1 protein-coding gene and 1 pseudogene are annotated in these 1,151 nt (G+C 64.6%); both read left to right on the top strand.

Annotated elements, in window-relative coordinates; genetic code table 11:
* The first annotated feature begins 1 nt into the window (after position 1).
* A complete protein-coding gene (locus tag ABIB36_RS21895) occupies positions 2–1,078 on the top strand; it encodes a Re/Si-specific NAD(P)(+) transhydrogenase subunit alpha (RefSeq protein WP_354563605.1) in 1,077 nt (358 codons plus the stop codon).
* Positions 1,078–1,151: pseudogene (locus ABIB36_RS21900) on the top strand (NAD(P) transhydrogenase subunit alpha); the annotation flags it as partial. The gene ABIB36_RS21895 and the pseudogene ABIB36_RS21900, both read left to right, overlap by 1 nt.

Below are 1,151 nucleotides of genomic sequence, written 5' to 3' on the forward strand. Positions count from 1 at the left end.
GGTGCGAGTGGGCGTAGTCCGCGAGTCCGGAGAGGGCGAGCGTCGCGTCGCGTTGGTTCCGAAAATCGTGGCGTCGCTGATCGGCAAAGGCGTCGAGGTGATCGTCGAGTCCGGCGCAGGCCTGGGCGCACTGATTCCGGACGAGCTGTATGTATCGGCCGGCGCGAGGATCGGGGACCCTTGGGGTGCCGATGTCGTCGTCAAGGTCGCACCGCCCACCGATGCCGAGGTCGCGAAGCTCTCTTCGGGTTCGACGCTGATCGGATTCCTGGCGCCGCGTAATGCGGAGAACAGTATCGGTGCGCTGAAGGCAGCGGGCGTGCAGGCGTTCGCCGTCGAGGCGATTCCCCGTATCTCTCGTGCGCAGGTCATGGACGCATTGTCTTCACAGGCGAATGTCGCGGGCTACAAGTCAGTGCTGCTAGCGGCGTCCGAGTCGACAAGATTCTTTCCGATGCTCACCACCGCCGCCGGCACGGTCAAGCCGGCAACAGTCCTGGTCCTCGGTGTCGGTGTCGCCGGATTGCAGGCTTTGGCGACAGCCAAGCGTCTCGGCAGTCGCCCGACCGGGTACGACGTGCGCCCCGAGGTTGCCGATCAGGTCCGCTCGGTCGGCGCTCAGTGGCTCGACCTCGGGATCGACGCAGCAGGTGAAGGTGGCTATGCCCGCGAACTGACCGAGGAGGAGCGTGCGCAGCAGCAAGACGCCCTCGAAGAAGCAATCAAGGGTTTCGACGTCGTCATCACGACCGCGTTGGTGCCCGGGCGTCCGGCGCCACGTCTGGTGACGGCCGCGGCCGTCGAGGGCATGAAGCCCGGAAGTGTCGTGGTCGACCTCGCCGGTGAGACCGGCGGTAACTGCGAGTTGACCGAGCCCGGTCGGACCGTCGTCAAGCACGCTGTCACCATCGCCTCGCCGTTGAATCTGCCTGCCACCATGCCCGAGCACGCAAGCGAGCTGTACTCGAAGAACATTTCGGCGTTGCTCGAACTCATGCTCGTCGACGGTGGCCTCGCTCCTGATTTTTCGGACGAAGTCCTCGCTGGTGCATGCGTGACACGTGAGAAGGAGAACTGATGTACACCCCGCTGTTGGCGAATATCGCGATCCTGGTGTTGTCGGGGTTCGTGGGCTTCGCGGTGATCTCCAA

Source organism: Rhodococcus sp. UYP9, assembly GCF_040547235.1.
Classification (GTDB): domain Bacteria; phylum Actinomycetota; class Actinomycetes; order Mycobacteriales; family Mycobacteriaceae; genus Rhodococcoides.